This window comes from Variovorax sp. 05N34, from assembly GCF_056397405.1.
The window spans coordinates 82,499-100,421 of sequence record NZ_JBFTNI010000014.1 but is presented as its reverse complement, the minus strand read 5'-3'; the positions used below and the strand labels follow the sequence as shown (position 1 = coordinate 100,421).

At 64.3% G+C, this 17,923-nt stretch carries 16 protein-coding genes; 6 read left to right on the top strand and 10 right to left on the bottom strand.

The window, feature by feature from the left end; translation table 11 throughout:
- Positions 1-199: 199 nt before the first annotated feature.
- The 3 genes from AC1DMA_RS28030 to gltS are packed head-to-tail and all read left to right on the top strand — an operon-like array spanning position 200 to position 4,603.
- The gene (locus tag AC1DMA_RS28030) at positions 200-2,197 is read left to right on the top strand and encodes a transglutaminase TgpA family protein (RefSeq protein ID WP_478146171.1); all 1,998 of its coding nucleotides are present in this window, start codon (positions 200-202) and stop codon (positions 2,195-2,197) included.
- Positions 2,198-2,250: 53 nt separating this feature from the next.
- Complete coding sequence (gene mltB / locus AC1DMA_RS28025; protein WP_478146170.1) at positions 2,251-3,345, top strand: lytic murein transglycosylase B; 1,095 nt, start codon at positions 2,251-2,253, stop codon at positions 3,343-3,345.
- Between the two features lie 43 nt (positions 3,346-3,388).
- Complete coding sequence (gene gltS, locus AC1DMA_RS28020; RefSeq protein WP_478146169.1) at positions 3,389-4,603, top strand: sodium/glutamate symporter; 1,215 nt, start codon at positions 3,389-3,391, stop codon at positions 4,601-4,603.
- Between the two features lies 1 nt (position 4,604).
- Here the strand turns inward: gltS and AC1DMA_RS28015 are convergent, their stop codons facing one another.
- Positions 4,605-5,570, bottom strand: coding sequence for a metallophosphoesterase (locus tag AC1DMA_RS28015; RefSeq protein WP_478146168.1), 966 nt, complete (start codon positions 5,568-5,570; stop codon positions 4,605-4,607).
- A 172-nt stretch (positions 5,571-5,742) separates the two neighbouring features.
- Between AC1DMA_RS28015 and AC1DMA_RS28010 the strand changes: the two genes are divergently transcribed.
- Positions 5,743-6,708 carry an HAD family hydrolase gene (locus AC1DMA_RS28010; protein ID WP_478146173.1) on the top strand — a complete coding sequence of 322 codons (966 nt, stop codon included), beginning with the start codon at positions 5,743-5,745 and terminating at the stop codon, positions 6,706-6,708.
- On the opposite strand, the gene AC1DMA_RS28005 is transcribed toward AC1DMA_RS28010, so the two are convergent.
- The gene (locus AC1DMA_RS28005) at positions 6,705-7,112 is read right to left on the bottom strand and encodes an SRPBCC family protein (protein WP_478146167.1); all 408 of its coding nucleotides are present in this window, start codon (positions 7,110-7,112) and stop codon (positions 6,705-6,707) included. The genes AC1DMA_RS28010 and AC1DMA_RS28005 overlap by 4 nt on opposite strands.
- Before the next feature lie 131 nt (positions 7,113-7,243).
- Between AC1DMA_RS28005 and AC1DMA_RS28000 the strand changes: the two genes are divergently transcribed.
- Positions 7,244-8,566: an HD domain-containing protein gene (locus AC1DMA_RS28000; protein WP_478146166.1), complete on the top strand. Its 1,323-nt coding sequence runs from the start codon at positions 7,244-7,246 to the stop codon at positions 8,564-8,566.
- 25 nt (positions 8,567-8,591) lie between these two features.
- Here AC1DMA_RS28000 and AC1DMA_RS27995 read toward each other — a convergent pair whose 3' ends face one another.
- From AC1DMA_RS27995 to glpD, 8 genes are all read right to left on the bottom strand, one after another.
- The gene (locus AC1DMA_RS27995) at positions 8,592-9,299 is read right to left on the bottom strand and encodes a hypothetical protein (RefSeq protein ID WP_478146165.1); all 708 of its coding nucleotides are present in this window, start codon (positions 9,297-9,299) and stop codon (positions 8,592-8,594) included.
- A gap of 69 nt (positions 9,300-9,368) precedes the next feature.
- Positions 9,369-11,099 carry an ABC transporter substrate-binding protein gene (locus AC1DMA_RS27990; RefSeq protein WP_478128243.1) on the bottom strand — a complete coding sequence of 577 codons (1,731 nt, stop codon included), beginning with the start codon at positions 11,097-11,099 and terminating at the stop codon, positions 9,369-9,371.
- A 94-nt stretch (positions 11,100-11,193) separates the two neighbouring features.
- Complete coding sequence (locus tag AC1DMA_RS27985) at positions 11,194-11,502, bottom strand: DUF2160 domain-containing protein (RefSeq protein WP_478128244.1); 309 nt, start codon at positions 11,500-11,502, stop codon at positions 11,194-11,196.
- Positions 11,503-11,515: 13 nt separating this feature from the next.
- Positions 11,516-12,328 carry a carbohydrate ABC transporter permease gene (locus tag AC1DMA_RS27980; RefSeq protein WP_478146164.1) on the bottom strand — a complete coding sequence of 271 codons (813 nt, stop codon included), beginning with the start codon at positions 12,326-12,328 and terminating at the stop codon, positions 11,516-11,518.
- A complete protein-coding gene (locus AC1DMA_RS27975; protein ID WP_478128246.1) occupies positions 12,325-13,218 on the bottom strand; it encodes a carbohydrate ABC transporter permease in 894 nt (297 codons plus the stop codon). Before AC1DMA_RS27975 ends, AC1DMA_RS27980 begins: the two co-directional genes overlap by 4 nt.
- Positions 13,219-13,243: 25 nt before the next feature.
- Positions 13,244-14,314, bottom strand: coding sequence for an ABC transporter ATP-binding protein (locus AC1DMA_RS27970; protein WP_478146163.1), 1,071 nt, complete (start codon positions 14,312-14,314; stop codon positions 13,244-13,246).
- A gap of 1 nt (position 14,315) precedes the next feature.
- Positions 14,316-15,392 (bottom strand): ABC transporter ATP-binding protein, encoded by a 1,077-nt coding sequence (locus AC1DMA_RS27965; protein ID WP_478128248.1) that lies wholly within the window; start codon positions 15,390-15,392, stop codon positions 14,316-14,318.
- On the bottom strand, positions 15,383-17,041 hold the full coding sequence (glpD, locus tag AC1DMA_RS27960) for a glycerol-3-phosphate dehydrogenase (RefSeq protein WP_478146162.1): 1,659 nt from the start codon (positions 17,039-17,041) through the stop codon (positions 15,383-15,385). Before glpD ends, AC1DMA_RS27965 begins: the two co-directional genes overlap by 10 nt.
- Before the next feature lie 97 nt (positions 17,042-17,138).
- Here glpD and AC1DMA_RS27955 point away from each other — a divergent pair, with 97 nt between their 5' ends.
- On the top strand, positions 17,139-17,909 hold the full coding sequence (locus AC1DMA_RS27955; protein ID WP_478146161.1) for a DeoR/GlpR family DNA-binding transcription regulator: 771 nt from the start codon (positions 17,139-17,141) through the stop codon (positions 17,907-17,909).
- The last annotated feature ends 14 nt before the right edge of the window (positions 17,910-17,923 follow it).

Genomic DNA, 17,923 nt, shown 5'->3' with positions numbered 1-17,923 from the left:
GACCCCACGAAAAGCGAGCACCGCAGGTTGCCCGTAGCGCAGCGAAGGGACGCCCACAGCAGGGTCGCCTTTCTTTTGCTTCCTTTTCTTTGGCGAAGCAAAGAAAAGGAAGTCGCCCGCCGGGGCGAGTCCCGGCCCCCACCCTCAAAACCGCAAACAACACCAGCAACACCCCCACCCGGCGGAAGCCCCCCCGCCCATGACCCCCCTCCCATCCCTCCAGTCCCTCCCCAGAGAAACCCGAGACACCCTCTTCCTCCTATCCGTCATCACCCTCATCCTCCTCCCTCAAACCCCCAACCTCCCGTGGTGGTGCACCCTCCTGGCCGCCATAGTCCTCATCTGGCGCGGCACCCTGGCCATCCAAGCCAAGCCTCTGCCGACAAAGTGGTGGCGAGCCGCCCTGTTGGCGCTGATCCTCATAGCCACTTTCTCCACTCACCGCACCCTCTTGGGCCGCGACGCAGGTGTCACCCTCATCGTCATCCTGTTAGCCCTCAAGACGCTTGAGCTGCGAGCCCGCCGAGACGCCTTCGTGATCTTCTTCCTGGGCTTCTTCACGATGCTCACGAACTTCTTCTATTCGCAATCGCTCCTGACAGCCTTCGCGATGCTGCTGGCTCTGCTGGGCCTCCTGACGGCGCTGGTCAACGCCCACATGCCGGTCGGCAAACCGCCGTTGTCGCAAGCCGCGCGCACTGCAGGCTGGATGGCGCTGCTCGGCGCACCGATCATGCTGGTGCTGTTCATGCTGTTCCCGCGAATGGCCCCCCTCTGGGGAACGCCGACCGATGCAATGGCCGGGCGCACCGGGCTGTCGAACACCATGCGCGTGGGCGCGATCGCGCAACTGGCGCTGGACGACGGCATCGCCGCACGCATCAAGTTCGACGACGGACGCCTTCCGCCACGCGCCAGCCTCTACTTCCGCGGGCCCGTGCTGTCGGAATTCGATGGTCGTGAATGGACGGCCCAGTCCCCTTTCATACGCCGGCAAATGCCTCTCAACCTGCGTGTGCAGGGCGAACCCTCGCGCTATGAGGTCACGCTGGAGCCCTCCAGCCGGCCCATGCTGCTGACGCTCGACGCCACGCCCAATCGGCCGGAGCTTCCCGGCTTCGAGGTCTTCGGCACCTCTGACCTGCAATGGGTCGCGAACCGACCGCTCACCGATCTCGCGCGCTACCGCGCCGAAAGCTTCACGCAGTTCGAGTACGGGCCGGCGCGCCGCGCGGCCGCCTTGCAATCCTTCGTGGCGCTGCCCCGAGGGTCGAATCCGCGCACTGTGGCGCTCGCAGCGCAGATGCGCAACGACCCGGCCCTGCGCGGCGCTTCGACGCAGGCCTATGTCCAGGCCGTTCTGCAGCGCCTTCGCACGGGCGGCTATTCGTACACGCTCGAACCCGGCCTCTACGGGGACAACACCGCCGACGAGTTCTGGTTCGACATCAAGGCGGGCTTCTGCGAACACATCGCGTCGGCGTTCGTCGTGCTGATGCGCGCGCTGGACATTCCGTCGCGTATCGTCACCGGCTACCAGGGCGGCGAGCTCAATGGCGTGGACAACTACTGGATGCTGCGCCACAGCGATGCACACGCCTGGGCCGAGGTCTGGGAGGAAGGCACGGGCTGGGTCCGCGTCGACCCGACCGGCGCGATATCGCCCGACCGGGTCGGCCAGTTCCGGCGTCTCGTGGCGCAGCCGGGGCTCATCGAAGGCGCATTCGAAGTCGTGACTCCGAGCCTTGCGCACAACCTTCGCGCCGCGTGGGAAGCCGTCAACAACGGTTGGAACCAATGGGTGCTCAACTACACGCAAAGCCGCCAGCTCGATCTTCTGAAGAACCTCGGATTCGAAGCGCCAAGCATTCAGGACCTCATCATGGTGCTGCTGGTGCTGATGGTGGCGGCCAGCGTGGCCGGCGCCGGCTGGACCCTGTGGGAACGCAGCCGGCATGACCCCTGGCTGCGGTTGCTGGGCCAGGCGCGCGCGCGCCTGAAGCAGGCGGGCATCGATGTGCCGGAGACTGCACCACCGCGCCAGATGGCGGCACGCCTGACCGAGCACTTCGGTGCGAATGCACAGGCGGCGCATGACTGGCTGCTCCGGCTCGAAGCGCAGCGTTATGCCAAGACGCCAGGCGCCGGGCTGTCGGCATTGCGCTCCGAGTTCCGCCGACTGTCGTGGCCGCGCTGAAACCGCATGTGAAGTTTTCCGGCGCACGCCACGTGAACGGCACAATGCGCGCCATGCCTCGCCCTCTGACCGTCACTTCGGCCCTTTCCCTCTCCGTTTCCCTGACCTTCTCGGCCGCATTCGTCACTTCGATACCCGCTTCCGCGGCGCAGGGGGTGCACAAGAAGGCCGCCACTGCCGCCCAGAGCGGCATCCCTTACGCCACGCGCACCGACGCGATGCAGTTCGCCGACGAGGTCGCCGATCGCCGCAAGCTCGATCGCCAATGGGTGCGCGCCACCATCGGCAGCGCCAAGCAACTGCAGAACGTCCCGCGCCTGATGCTGCCCGCCCCCGTCGGCACGCCAAAGAACTGGTACGCCTATCGCGGCCGCTTCATCGACCCGGTGCGAATCTCGGCGGGCGCGCGCTTTTGGCGAAACAACGCCGACACGCTCGTACGTGCCCAAGCACAGTTCGGCGTGCCGCCAGAAATCATCGTCGGGATCATCGGCGTCGAGACCATCTATGGACGCAACATGGGCAGCTTCCGCGTCATCGATGCGTTGGCGACCTTGTCCTTCGACTTCCCGCAGGCGCATCCACGCGCCGCCGAGCGGCAGGCCTTCTTTCGCAGCGAACTCGAAAGCTTCCTGAGCACCGAAAGCCGCACGGCCGAAGATCCATTGGCGCCGCTGGGCAGCTACGCCGGCGCGACGGGCATGCCGCAGTTCATGCCGAGCAGCATCGCCAAGTACGCTGTCGACTTCGACGGCGACGGGCGCATCGACCTGGTCAACAACCCCGTCGACGTGATCGGCTCGGTGGCGAACTATTTCAAGGCCTTTGGCTGGCAACCGGGCATGCCGCCCATCTTTCCAGTGAGCTTCGACGAATCGCGACTCCAGAAAGCGGTGCTGCTGGCGCCGGACATCGTGCCGACCTTCAGCGCGGACGCCTTCGTGGCGGGCGGCGCCGTGCTTCAAGGTGAGGCACTCAGGTTCAAGGGACTGCTCGCGCTCATCGAACTGCAGAACGGCGCGGAAGCGCCCAGCTATGTGGCCGGAACGCAGAATTTCTACGTGATTACGCGCTACAACTGGAGCAGCTACTACGCGATGTCCGTCATCGAACTCGGACGCGAAGTGCGCGCCGCAATGGATCAGTGATTTCTCTCTGTGGCGGACATCCGCCTCCGGCCGGAGCACGCACTTGCCACAAGAATTCCATCTCGATGCCTACGTCAGTTTCACGCTCGCGGTCTTGTTGCTCTTCGTCGGCAAGGCGTGCACGCGCCGCTTCGAACTTCTGCGGCGCTACAGCATTCCGGAGCCCGTCGTGGGCGGGCTGGTGTGCATCGCCGTCGTCAGCCTGCTTTTCCTCGCCTTTGGGCTGAAGGTCGATTTCCAGCTCGGCGTGCGCGACGTCCTGCTGCTGTATTTCTTCGCGGCGATCGGCCTTGCTTCGGATGTGCGGACCTTGAGCAAGGGCGGGCGACCGCTGGCGGTGCTGCTGGGGCTCTCCGCGGGCTACATGGTGATGCAGAACCTGCTCGGCATGGCCGTCGCGACCGGCTTCGGACTCGATCGGCGCGCGGGACTTCTGACGGGCTCCATCTCCCTCACCGGCGGCGTCGGGACCACTCTGGCGTGGGCTCCGCATTTCGTCAGCGACCTGGGCATCGGCAACGCGGAAGTCATCGGCCTGTCCGCCAACATGGCGGGGTTGATTGCCGCATGTGCGATCGGCGGGCCGCTCGCTGCCTACCTGATGCACAAGCATCGCCTCGTCTCTTCGTCCGAGGCCATTCTGGAGCCGGGCGCCCACTACGAGGACGAGAACCGCACCCGCCTGGACTACAACAGCGTGCTGCTCGCGCTGCTCTGGCTCAACGTGGCATTGATCATGGGCCGCGGCATCAGCGACCTGATCGCGATGACAGGGCTGAGATTGCCTGCATTCGTCGGCAGCCTGGTGGCCGGCATCCTGGTGCGCAACCTCACCGCCTTGTTCACTGCGCAAAAGGGCCAGTTGTGGCACTGGGACCGCATGCGCGCGGGCGTGTCCCTGATCGCCGACATCTGCCTCGGCGTCTTCCTGACGATGGCGCTGATGGGCCTGCAGCCCTGGCAGATGCACGGCGTTGCGCTCTTCGTGCTGACTGCGGTGGTGCTGCAGGTGATCATGGCGGTCGCCTTCACCGTCTTCGTGGTCTACCTGTGCATGGGGCGCGACTATGAATCGGCCGTCATCTGCGCCGGCTTCGGCGGCATTGCACTCGGCTCGACGGCGACGGCCATCGCCAACATGAGCGCCGTGGCGCGTGAACACGGCCCGGCACCACGCGCGTTCGTGGTCGTGCCGCTGGTCTGCGGATTCTTCATCGACTTGGTGAATGCCTTCGTGATCGGCTTCATGGCCCGATGACTCAAGGCGCCCTGTGCAGCCGGTGCAACGCAATCTCCGGCGGACAGTTGAGCCTGACGTCGACCACCGACGAGCCGCAGCCCACCGAGGTGTAGCCGACCATTCCTTGATGCCGCCACGGACCTCGCGCCGTGAAGCGTGGTACGTCAGCGTCGGTGAGGATGGGTATGCCGCCCGGCAGGCAGATCTGTCCGCCGTGCGTGTGGCCGCTGAGCATCAGGCTGATGTCGGCGTGCGCCGCGAGCCGATAAGGCTCCGGCGTGTGCGAAAGCAGGATCGCGCAGGCGTCCGGCGCGATGTCGGCAGTGGCCTTGTGAAAGTTATGCGTTCGAAAGTAGTGCGCATCGTCGATGCCGGCCAGCGCGAGCGCATCACCATCGCGTTCGATACGCACCGCTTCATTCATGAGCACGCGGATGCCCAGTTCCTCCATGCCTGGCACCATGCGAATGGAGTCGTGATTGCCCAGCACCGCGTAAACCGGCTCGCCCAGGTGAGGCCGCAAGCGCGCCAGCGCCTGGAGTGTCGGCGCAAAAGGCCCGAAGCTCCGAAACCGGAAGTCGCCGGTCAGCACGCAGACGTCATGGGCCACGCCGCGCAGACTTTCGATCAAGCGCTCCAGATGGACTTCGCTCATGTCGATGTGGAGATCGCTCAGGTGCAGCACCCGGAAGCCCTCGAAGGCCGCCGGCAGACGCCCGAGCCGGACCTCGTTGTCCCGTACTCGGATGTCCAATACATTGCGCCGGCCGCGCGAGCGCAACCCCGTCATGTTGAGCCCGAGGCGGATCATGCTCTGAAAGGAGAACCACTTCTGCAGATGGAAGTAGCGCGTGCTCCGCCGAACGCTGAGAGCCTCATGCTCGCCTTCCAGGCCCAGGCGTTGGTGGAGGTGCGCACGACCGATCCGCGCCTCGAGCACGGCAAGATCCCTGCGTTCTTCTTCGCTGCAGTCGGAAAAGTTCATGGCCAGTCGACTTTACCTGCGCGCCGGGACTTGCGCGGGGACGTAGTTGTCGGGCTAGCGTTGAAGGCGGTCCATTCACATAATCCGTTCACCTGAACCAGGAGGCGCCGTGCGATCCACCTTTGCAGATCAACGACTTCAATCCAAATGGCTGCTGGCGCTGTATGCGCTGATGCTGCTGTTCACCGGCTGCGCATCGATCAAGCCGGATCCGCTTCCCTCGTGGAACGAAGGCAGCACCAAGCAGTCGATCGTCGCCTTTGTCGCCAAGGTCACGGCGCAGGGCTCGCAGGATTTCGTGCCGCCACCCGAGCGCATCGCGGTCTTCGACAACGACGGCACGCTCTGGGCCGAGCAGCCGATGTACTCGCAGGTGTTCTTCGTCTTGGATCGCGTCAACGCGCTCGCGCCGCAGCATCCGGAGTGGAAGACGACAGAGCCTTTTGCGTCTGTGCTGAGAGGCGATATCAAAGGCGCAATGGCGGGCGGCGAGAAATCCATCCTCGCGCTGGTGGCGGCCACGAGCACCGGCATGTCGAGCGCCGAGTTCGATTCGCTGGTGCGTGACTGGATCGCAACGGCGAAGCATCCGCGCTTCAACCAGCCGTACACCGCGATGGTGTACCAGCCAATGCTCGAACTGATGGCCTACTTGCGCGCAAACGGCTTCAAGACCTTCATCGTCTCAGGCGGCGGCATGTCTTTCATGCGGCCTTGGACCGAAAAAGTCTATGGCGTGCCACCCGAGCAGGTGGTGGGCAGCAGCGGCAAGACGCGTTTCGAGGAGCGCGCCGGCACGCCGGTGATCATGCGCCTGCCGGAACTGGACTTCATCGACGACGGTCCCGGCAAGCCCGTCGGCATCCAGACGCACATCGGTCGCCGACCCATCTTCGCCTTCGGCAATTCAGACGGTGACCTGCAGATGCTGCAGTGGACCGCTGCCGGCCCGGGCGCGAGCTTCATGGGCATCGTCCATCACACGGACGCGGCGCGAGAGTGGGCCTACGACAGCCCATCGAGCGTCGGCAAGCTCAGTCCACCGACACTCGACATCGCGCGCGCCAAGGGCTGGACCGTTGTCGATATGAAACGGGACTGGGGCGTGGTCTTCCCGTTCCAGGCCGCAAAGAACTAGCGGCGCTGCTCCACGTGACGGGCGAAGTTGTCCAGGATGGCTTGCCAACCTTCGCGTTGCTGCTCGATCGGATAGGTCGACTCGCTATCGAAGGTCACACGCACTTTCACGCCATCGGTGCCCTCGGCAAACTCGACTTCGCCGGTGCGGTCGCCAAATGAATATTCGATGCGTGAATGCGGCACGATCTTGGTGTAAGTGCCGGCGAAATCGAATCCCATGCTGCCGTTTTTCGCCTCCATGCGCGAGGTGAAGGTGCCACCGACGCGCAGATCGACCGTGGCAGCGGTCGTGTGCCAGTCGTCGGACGCGGCGTTCCATTGCTTGATGTCTTCGGGGGTCGTGTAGGCGCGCCAGACTTCGGCAATGGGAGCGGCGATGGTGGTTTCTACAGTGATTTTCATAAAGACTCAAAGGATTGGGTTGGTCTCGATCAGTCCGAATCGCATGCAGCGAATTCGCGGCCAAGATCATAGGGGCAGCCCGTCAGCCCCGGCACGAGATGGACGGGCCGGCCGGCGGCACAATCAGCCCGATGCAAAGCCCGCCCTCCCCCGACGACGATGACGCCGCCGCGCAAATCGTGCGTTTGCGCGCTGCGTGGGCCGGGGCCTGGCGGGCGCTCGGCAGCGACGCACCAAGCGATGCCCTCCTCTCGCAATTGCTGGCCCGCTACGCCGAGCCGCATCGCCACTATCACTCGCTCCACCATCTGGACGAATGCCTGCGGCTTCTGGAGGCTCACCGCGCGGCGGCCGAGCGGCCGGCGGAGGTGGCGCTCGCACTCTGGTTCCATGACGCGATCTACGACGTCAACCGCCACGACAACGAAGCGCAAAGCGCCGCCTGGGCCGTCGAGGCGTTGAGCGCTGCCGGTCTGCCCGGCGAGGTCATCCGCAGAGTGCATGCGCTGGTGATGGCCACGCGCCATGATGCAGTCCCGGAGGGCCGCGATGCAGCGCTGCTCGTTGACATCGATCTCTCGATCCTGGGCGCCCCGCCGCCGCGTTTCGCGGAATACGAGCGCCAGATTCGCGCGGAGTACGCCCACGTCCCCGCACAGCAATTCGAAGAGCGACGGCGCGCCATCCTTTCTCGCTTTCTCGAACGACGGCCGCTCTATGTGACGCCCGGACTCCGCGCCGAACGCGAGGCGCAGGCGCGCGCCAACCTCCAGTCCGCCATCGACGCGGCGGCAAACCGAGCGCCAACCCCGGCGCCATCTGTGGAGGCGTTGCTGGCGCTCGCCATCCAGCAAGTCAACGCAGGAAATGGCGCGCAAGCAAGAGCACTTTGCGACCAGGCATCGGCAGCGCACGGACCTCATCCTGCGGTTCTTCAGTTGCTCGCGCTGCTCGATCTGCAGAAAGGCGACATCCCCGAGGCGCAGGAACACGTCAGGCAAAGCCTCGCGATGCGCCCCGCGCACGGACCGACGCTCGCACTGGCCGGAGACATCGCGCGTGCAGCCGCCGCACCTGAAGAAGCGTTGGCCCTGTTCGAGCGCGCTCATGGCCTGCAGCCCGATCGCCCCGAACGCCGTCACGCCGTCGGTGCCGCGTGGTTCGAACTCGCGCTGAAGCGTCAGGACGCCGGCGATCTTGCCGGCGCTGCCGCCGCCCTGCGAAGTGCGCTGTTCCTGCTGCCGCACTATGCGGAGGCGGAAGTGAATCTAGGCATCGTGCTGCAGGAAAGCGGCGACATGGACGGCGCGATGCAAGCCTATGGCCGCGCCTATCGCGTTCGCGAAGACACCTTTGGTCGCATCGCCCATGCGCTGGGCGCAGCGAGCACAGGACAGCTCTGGCTCGACCTCGACGCACTTCGCACCGCACTGCGCGACACGCCCGCCGCCTGACCCGACTCTTCAGGTCCTCAGGTCCTCAAGCCCGATCCCGCTTGGATCGATAACCCCTGCGATAGACGCCAGGAGCGGCCATGATCCCGGCCGACACTTCGTTGTAGCGTTCAATGTGCTGCGGCGACATGGCTTCGCACACCAACGCCGGAACCTCGCGCCGCACGGGATAGCACTGGGCCACTGGCGTCCCACGCGGGAGTACGCCGCAGAAGTCGGGCTCGGTCCACAGGGCCGGAAAGTTGATTCCGATGTCGATGAACTTGTCCGAGTCGACCATGCCGGTGATCAGCCGAAACGGCAGATCATCGCGATGGACCGGATGCACCACCATCAGCGACCAATCCGCTTCAAGCTCGATGGTCCAGAAGCTGTTGAACTTCAATGCGGAGCGCCCTTCATGCGAAAAGGGAGAGCCTTCGATCTGCTCCGGCACATGAAAGCTCAAAGGCGCGCGCGGATGCGCAGCCGAGGCCAACGGCGGCAAGGGCCAGTCCCAGCTGAATTGCATGCGCTCCACATGAACATCGCAAGGCAGCAGCATCAGAAAACCATGCGTCATCGCATCGACGAAGGGCGGGCACTGCTTCACCGTCCGCACGGCGCGCTGATGCACGGCCGATTGCACCCGCGGCGGCATCGTGCGCAGCCAGTCGGGCAGCATGGCGTGCGCCGGCACCGGGCGCGGCAGCAGGTCGATCAGCGCCGGGTCGCAGCGAAAGGTGATGTTCATGCGCCGGAAGGATATGCGCTCCGCCGATCTGCGCAACCGGCGGAGTGACAGCTCATGCGGGGCGCTGCTTCAGCGGACCCGCCCATCCCTCCACGCACCCACGAGCTTGTCGTAGTTGATGGTCTCGCCCTGCGGCTTTTCGTTGGCGAGCTTCTTCCACGGCGCGCCCTTGTCGCTCAGCCACTTGTCTGGCGACGACTTGGGGTTGAGCTTGGGCGCGCAGTGCGCCATGCCTGCGCGCTGCAGGCGCGCCATGACGTCGTCCATCTCGCTCGCGAGGTTGTCCATGGCCTGCTGCGGCGTCTTTTCGCCGGTGACGGCGACCGCCACGTTCTTCCACCAGAGCTGCGCGAGCTTCGGATAGTCGGGCACGTTGTTGCCGGTCGGTGTCCACGCGACACGCGCAGGACTGCGATAGAACTCGATCAGGCCGCCATACTTCGGTGCGTTCTGCGTGAAGTAATCGGAGCGGATGTCGCTGTCCCGGATGAAGGTCAACCCGACGATCGACTTCTTGAGCGACGTCGTTTTCGCGGTCACGAACTGCGCATAGAGCCAGGCCGCCGCGGCCCGGTTCGGATCGTTGGACTTGAGAAAGGTCCACGAACCCACGTCCTGGTAGCCGTTCTGCATACCCTGCTTCCAGTACGGGCCGTTGGGTCCAGGCGCCATCCGCCACTTCGGCGTGCCATCGGCGTTCACCACAGGCAGCCCTTGCTTGATCATGTCGGCCGTGAACGCGGTGTACCAGAAGATCTGCTGCGCGATCTGGCCTTGCGCGGGCACCGGGCCGGACTCGCCGAAGGTCATCCCGGTGGCTTCCTTGGGCGCGTACTTCTTCATCCAGTCGATGTACTTGGTCAATGCATAGACAGCGGCAGGCGAATTGGCGCCGCCGCCGCGCTCGACCGATGCGCCAACCGGCGTGCACTTGTCCGCCGCCACGCGGATGCCCCATTCGTCGACCGGAAGGCCGTTGGGAATACCGACATCGGCCTCGCCCGCCATCGACAACCACGCATCGGTGAATCGCCAGCCAAGCGAGGGATCCTTCTTGCCGTAATCCATGTGGCCGTAGATCGGCTTGCCATCGATGGTCTTGACGTCTTCGCTGAAGAAGGCGGCGATGTCTTCGTAGGCGCTCCAGTTCAGCGGTACGCCGAGTTCATATCCGTACTTGGCCTTGAACTTGTCCTGCAGGTCCTTTCGCGCGAACAAGTCGGCGCGGAACCAATACAGATTGGCGAACTGCTGGTCGGGCAATTGGTAGAGCTTGCCGTCCGGCGCCGTGGTGAAGCTCGTGCCGATGAAGTCCTTCAGGTCGAGCCCCGGATTGGTGTATTCCTTCCACGGCCCCGCCATCTGATCGGTAAGCGACAGCGCTGTGCCATAGCGGTAGTGGGTTCCGATGTGGTCCGAGTCGTTGATCCAGCCGTCGTAGATCGACTTGCCGGACTGCATCGAGGTCTGCAGTTTCTCGACCACGTCGCCTTCCTGGATGATGTCGTGCTTCACCTTGATGCCAGTGATTTCCTCGAAGGCCCTGGCCATTGTCTTTGACTCGTACTCGTGCGTCGTCAGCGTCTCGGACACTACGGCGATTTCCTTCACACCCTTGTCCTGCAGCTTCTTGGCCGCGTCGATGAACCATTTCATTTCGGCCATCTGCTGGTCTTTGCTCAGGGTCGACGGCTGGAATTCGCTGTCGATCCATTTCTTGGCCTCCGCCTCTCCCGCCCCGGCGCTCTGCATGGCGAATGTCGCCGCGGCCAGAGCCAATGCTGTGTAGCGAATCTTCATGAGTGTCTCCTCGATGGCGCTTCCCGGTTCTGGAGGAGTCGGCTCCGGGAAAGCGGAGAGCCGGTCCAGTTGAAAAAGGGAAAGGTCGACGCGGTCAGCCCTTGCGCATGATCAGTCCGACCACGAGCATGGACAGCACGAAGCTGATCCAGATCGACGGCTCTTCCTCAAGGCTCATCCATTCCTGGAACTTGCCTGCGAGGCCGATGAAGATGAGATTGATATAGGCAGCAGTGAGCAACCCGATGAAGAGCCGGTCGCCTCGCGTTGTCTCCAGCGGCAGCCAGCCACGGCGCAAGGTGGTCGGCGACTTGAGTTCCCACACAGTCATGCCGACAAGCATCAGCGCAATGCAGCTGAAGAAAATTGCCACCGGTGTGGTCCAGACCATCCAATCGAACATCACACTCTCCTTGTCAGACGCGACCCATCGCGAAACCCTTGGCGATGTAGTGCCGAACGAACCAGATCACGATGGCGCCGGGCACGATGGTCAGGACACCCGCCGCGGCCAGCGTCGCCCAGTCCATCCCGGCGGCACTCACGGYGCGCGTCATGGTCGCGACGATCGGCTTGGCATTCACGCTGGTCAGCGTGCGCGCCAGCAGGAGCTCCACCCAGCTGAACATGAAGCAGAAAAAGGCCGCGACGCCGACGCCCGCCTTGATCAACGGCAGGAAGATCGTGAGAAAGAAGCGCGGGAACGAATAGCCGTCGATGTAGGCCGTCTCGTCGATCTCCCGCGGAATGCCGCTCATGAAGCCTTCGAGAATCCACACCGCAAGCGGCACGTTGAACAGCAAGTGCGCCAGCGCCACGCCCAGGTGCGTGTCCATGAGGCCGACGGTCGTGTAGAGCTGAAAGAACGGCAGCAGGAAGACCGCCGGCGGGGTCATGCGGTTGGTCAGAAGCCAGAAGAAGACGTGCTTGTCTCCAAGGAACGAATAGCGCGAAAACGCATAGGCAGCCGGCAGCGCCACCGTGAGCGAGATCACGGTGTTGATGCCCACGTAGATGAGGCTGTTGATATAGCCCGAATACCACGACTCGTCCGTGAAGATGCGCTTGTAGTTCTCCCACGTCAGGTGCTGGGGAAAGAACGAGAAGCTCGAGAGGATCTCCTCGTTCGTCTTGAAGCTCATGTTGATCATCCAGTAGATGGGCAACAGCGCGAAGACGATGTACAGCACCAGAAAGAGGCTGCGCTTGCGCAGGCGGTCTTCGCTCATGGCGCCTCCTCGGCGGTGTCGTGCGTGCCGACACGCAGCATCCAGTTGTAAAGGACGAAGCACAGCAGCAGGATGATGAGGAAATAAATCAGCGAGAAAGCCGCCGCTGGCCCGAGATCGAATTGACCGACAGCCTTCTGCGTGAGGTATTGGCTGAGGAAGGTGGTCGCATTGCCGGGCCCGCCGCCCGTCAGCACGAAGGGCTCCGTGTAGATCATGAAGCTGTCCATGAAGCGCAGCAGCACCGCGATCACCAGCACACCGCGCATCTTCGGCAGCTGGATATAGCGAAACACCGCGAACTTGCTCGCCCCGTCGATGCGCGCCGCCTGGTAGTAGGCATCGGGTATCGAACGCAAGCCGGCGTAGCACAGGAGCGCCACGAGAGGCGTCCAGTGCCAGACGTCCATCAGCAGCACGGTCAGCCAGGCGTGCGTCGCATTACCCGTGTAGTTGTAGTCGATGCCCAGCTTCCGCAGCGCATAGCCGAACAAGCCGATGTCCGCCCGGCCGAAGATCTGCCATATGGTGCCGACCACGTTCCATGGAATCAGCAGCGACAGCGCAACGATGACCAGCACTGCCGACGAACGCCAGCCGGTGGACGGCATCGACAGCGCAAGGCAGATGCCGAGCGGGATCTCGATCAGGAGCACCGCCAGCGAAAAGCCGAGCTGGCGCAACAGCGCTTCATGCAGTTCGCTGTCGCGCATGACGGAGGCGAACCATTCGGTGCCCACGAAGACTCGGCGGTCGGGCGAAATGATGTCCTGCACCGAGTAGTTCACCACGGTCATCAGCGGGATGATGGCCGAGAAGGCCACGCAGACCAGCACCGGCAGCACGAGCCACCAGGCCTTCTGGTTGATCGGTTTATTGATTCCGTTCATGTCGAAGCCTCCGGTTCAGCTCGCTTCAGGCCACCAACTCTTCGTCGCGATAGAAACAGGTATGGCGGCCCACCACGGCCAGCCAGATCGGCTCGCCGGCCGATGGGACCCGCGTCTCCAGCCCGAAGCGGGCTTTGAGCGTGTGGTCGCCGACGGCCGCGCTCAACATCAGGTGCGTTCCGACGTCCTGCACGCGTGCGACCGTGGCCATCAGTGCCCCTGGCGAGTGGGGTTCGGCCAGCGCGACGTACTCCGGTCGAATGCCGATCTTCAGTGCGCCCTCAGGAAGTTCGCGTGTCGCCTGCAGCCTCGCGCCCGCAATGTCGAGAACGCCGCCCGCGCTCAGTGCCGGCAGAAAGTTCATCCCCGGCGAGCCGATGAAATGACCGACGAAGGTATGGGCCGGCCGCTCGAAAAGCGCTTCCGCACTGCCGATCTGCACGGCCTTGCCGCGCGTCATGACCACGACTTCCTCGGCGAAAGTGAGCGCCTCGACCTGGTCGTGCGTGACGTAGATCAACGTGAGCTTGAGTTCGCGATGAATCTGCTTGAGCTTGCGACGCAGTTGCCACTTGAGGTGCGGATCGATCACCGTCAGTGGCTCGTCGAAGAGCACAGCCGACACGTCGCTGCGAACGAGTCCGCGCCCGAGAGAGATCTTCTGCTTGGCGTCCGCGGCAAGGCCAGCCGCGCGCTGGTTGAGCTGCCCGCTCATGTCCAGCATTTCCGCGATCTCGCCGACGCGCTTGCGGATCTGCTCTGCGGGCATGTTCCGGTTGCGCAGCGGAAAGGCCAGGTTCTGCGCCACGGTCATCGTGTCGTAGATCACCGGGAACTGGAACACCTGCGCGATGTTGCGTTGCTGGGGCGTCTCCAGCGTCACGTCGCGGCCGTTGAATTTGACACTGCCCTTCGACGGCGCGAGCAGGCCCGAGATGATGTTGAGCATCGTCGTCTTGCCGCAGCCCGAGGGGCCGAGCAACGCATAGGCGCCGCCGTCACGAAAGCTCATCTTGAGCGGCAGGAGCGCATAGTCGCTGTCCTGCGTCGGGTGGGGACGATAAGCGTGGGCGAGATCGAGGTCGATGCGAGCCATGTCAGCCTCCCTTGTGGCGCCAGTCGGGCGCAACGGCGAGCCGCTCGCCGCTATCGAACACATAGGCCTGAGACGCGCTGAAGTACAGGGTCACGGCCGCGCCGAGATCGAACCGATGCACGCCGGTCAATTGAGCGACGAGTTCGCCCACCAGCGTCTCGACGTGGACGAAGGTGTCCGATCCGGAGATCTCGGCCAGCTCCACCTTGCCTTGCAAAGGGATGTCGCCATTGCCGCCACCGATGTTGAGCGCGCTGGCCCGCAGGCCGACGGTGACCGCCCCATCCACCCCCGCCGGCATTGACAGCGGCAGCAAGGGACCGCCTTCGATCTGCACGCCGCCGGTGACTGCAAGGCCCGTCATCAGGTTCATCGGCGGATCGCTGAACGCACGCGCGACACGCAGCGACTGCGGCGCGTGGAAGACCTCGGCGGTCGGCCCGTACTGAAGCAGCTCGCCCGCATCCATCACCGCCGTGTAGCCACCCAGCAGCAGTGCCTCGCCCGGCTCGGTGGTGGCATAGATCACTGTCGAATCGCCCGTCGCAAAGAGCTGCGTGAGTTCCTCGCGCAAGCCTTCGCGCAATTTGTAGTCGAGGTTCACCAGCGGCTCATCGAGCAGCATCAGCGGCGCGTTCTTGGCCAGAGCGCGAGCCAGGGCCACGCGCTGTTGCTGGCCGCCGGAAAGCTCTGCGGGATAGCGGTCGAGGAACATGCCGATGTGCAGCTTGTCCGCCAATTCCCGCACGCGCGCTTCGATGTTCGGCTCGCCGCGCAGCTTGAGTGGCGATCCGATGTTGTCAGCCACCTTCAGCGACGGGTAGTTGATGAACTGCTGATACACCATGGCCACGTTCCGCTGGCGAACCGGCACGCCGGTGACATCCGTGCCGTCGACCAGGACCTTGCCTTCGGTGGGCGCGTCGAGCCCCGCCATCAGCCGCATGAGGCTCGTCTTGCCGGCCTGCGTGGCGCCGAGCAGCACGGTCACCGCACCACTGCGCGGCGCGATGCTCTGCGGATAGAGCCAGGTCTGTGCGCCGACCTTCTTGGCGACGCGATCGAGCGTCAGCTGCATGGAACTCCCCCTCCTCCTGCGAGTGCCCGCGCCTGCATCCAAGCGTCGACTTGCTCGCGCTCCGTAGGCGTGAAATGCAGGCCGAGCTTGGAGCGGCGCCAGAGCACGTCCTCGCCGCTGCATGCCCACTCCTCGTTGCGCAGGTAATGCAACTCGCGCTCGTGCAGGCCGGGTGCCACGGCGGGGCCCATGTCGTTCATCGATTGCGCATCGCCGATCACCTCCGTGATGCGCGCACCATAGGCGCGTGCAAGCCGCCGCGCAAGGCCGGCCCCCATCCACGCATGCCTGGTTCGCACCGCGGATACGAAACGTTCGAAATCGTCGTCGGGCCGCGAAGTGCGGCTCGTGGCGCCGATCCAGGCCGAGAGATCGCCGCCCGCCATGAATGCCCCGTCGGTCCACGGAGCGCGCGTATCGCCCAGCATGCGCCCCACTTCGTCGGCTGCGTCCTCTGCCAGTTTGCGAAAGGTGGTGATCTTGCCGCCCCAAACCGACAGCAAGGGCGCCGCCGTGGTGTTGGATTCGAGCATGTAGTCGCGCGTGACCGCCGACGGGTCGCCCGAAGCATCATCGAGCAGCGGACGCACGCCCGAGTACGTCCAGACCACATCGGACGGCAGGATGGCCTTCTCGAAATATCGGCTGGCCTGGCTGCACAGGTAGTCGACCTCGTCGTCGCTGATGCGCGCCGCCCCCGGGTCGTCGCCCTGCAATTCGATGTCGGTCGTGCCGATCAGCGTGAAATCGTCCTGGTAGGGAATCGCGAAGATGATTCGCTTGTCCGGGTTCTGGAAGATGTAGGCGTGGTCGTGGCCGAACACGCGCGGCACGACGATGTGGCTGCCCTTGACCAGCCTCAGATGCCGCGTTGCCAGCGCTTCGCCTTGCGCCGAACGGGCCACGCCACGCAAGAAAGCTTCCGCCCATGGACCGGCGGCGTTGACCACCGCGCGGGCGTGCACCGTTCGCTGTCCTTCGCGGCCTTCAAGCACGGCGGTCCAGCCCTCGCCGTCGCGCTGAGCGCTGATGCAACGGGTGCGCGTCAGCACCTCCGCGCCTCGCGCGCGGGCGTCCAGGGCGTTCAGCACCACGAGGCGCGCATCGTCGACCCAGCCGTCCGAATACACGAAGCCGCGCCTGAATTCGGGCTTGAGCGCCGCGCCGGCCTCGTGCCGCCGAAGGTCGACCGTGCGCGAACCCGGCAACACCTCGCGCTTTGCCAGGTGGTCGTACATGAACAGGCCGATGCGGATCATCCAGGCCGGCCGCATCGACGGGTCGTGCGGCATGACGAAGCGCAGCGGCCGCATGATGTGCGGCGCACTCTTGAGCAGCACTTCACGCTCTTGCAACGCCTTGCGGACCAGCGAGAACTCGTAGTACTCCAGGTAGCGCAACCCTCCGTGGATCAGCTTGGTGGACGACGACGAGGTGTGCGCAGCGAGATCGTCCTTTTCGCAGAGCACGACGCGCCAGCCGCGCCCCGCGAGATCGCGCGCAATGCCGCAACCATTGATCCCGCCGCCGACGATCAGGACGTCGCAGTCTGCGGTGAAAGCGGATGGGGGCGATGCTTCCGGGCTCAAGGGGGTCGATTCCGTTTCTGTGGGGGTTGTCTGAGGCGTTGGTTTTTCGGTTTTTTTCATTCTGGTTCCTTAAAGCGCGATTTTCTTCGGCGTTAACCCTAATCTTGTTCGTTTATTTTCGTTCTAAAGTCGAGCGAAATCGCGTCTGCCGCCATCCGTGAACTCAAATCCCCGCCAACTCAAGCTCCTCAACACTGTCCGCGCGCGGGGTTCGGTCACCGTCGAAGAGCTCGCCGAGATGCTCGGCGTCACCCTGCAGACGGTCCGACGGGACGTCCAGCGCCTAGCGGATGAAAAACTGCTCACGCGCTTCCACGGCGGCGTGCGCGTGCCGAGTTCGACCACCGAGAACATTGGCTACCAGCAGCGCGAAACGCTCAATGCCGAGGGCAAGGCGCGCATCGCGCGAGCCGTCGCCGCGCGAGTGCCGAACGACTGCTCGCTGATCCTCAATATCGGCACGACGACAGAAGCCATCGCGAAGGCGCTGCTGCATCACACCGGCCTGCGGGTGATCACCAACAACCTCAACGTCGCGACCATCCTCAGCGACAACCCCCATTGCGAAGTGATCGTGGCGGGCGGGTCGGTGCGGCTGCGCGACCGCGCCATCGTCGGCGAGGCGACCGTCGACTTCATCCGCCAGTTCAAGGTGGACATCGCACTCATCGGCGTGTCGAGCATCGAGGCCGACGGCACGCTGCGCGACTTCGACTTGCGCGAAGTCAAGGTGGCGCAAACCATCATCGCGCAGGCGCGCGAAGTCTGGCTCGCGGCCGATGCAAGCAAATTCAACCGGCCCGCGATGATCGAACTCGCCAAGCTGTCGCAGATCGATTGCCTGTTCACCGACGCGGAACCACCACCCCCCTTTCCCGAGCTGATCGAACATGCGCAAGTCCGCTGCGAGATCGCACGCGAACACTGAAGGAGCCTTTTTTC